The organism is Rhizobium ecuadorense (genome assembly GCF_001187535.1).
Classification (GTDB): Bacteria; Pseudomonadota; Alphaproteobacteria; order Rhizobiales; family Rhizobiaceae; genus Rhizobium; species Rhizobium ecuadorense.
In genome coordinates, this window is sequence record NZ_LFIO01000448.1 from 1 (window position 1) to 248 (window position 248).

General features: G+C 62.5%; 1 pseudogene. It reads right to left on the bottom strand.

The window, feature by feature from the left end:
* Window positions 1-248: pseudogene (locus AF337_RS11100) on the bottom strand (MSMEG_0569 family flavin-dependent oxidoreductase); the annotation flags it as partial.

Genomic DNA, 248 nt, shown 5'->3' on the forward strand with positions numbered 1-248 from the left:
ATGCCCGACCACATGTTCGGCATCCCTACCGACGCTGAGGAACCGGCCCGAGCCCCAGGTCCAGAGCCAGGGAAGTCCGAGCACGTAAACGCCATCGACGACAGTGACGCCGCGGCGATGAACGGGATAGGCATTGCCATCGAAGATCGGCAGTCCGATGAAGGACCAATCTGGACTGAACCCCGTGGCCCAGATGACCGAGGTGATCCCCTCCGCCTTCAGGTCGAGTTCGGCAATCTCCGCCTCAG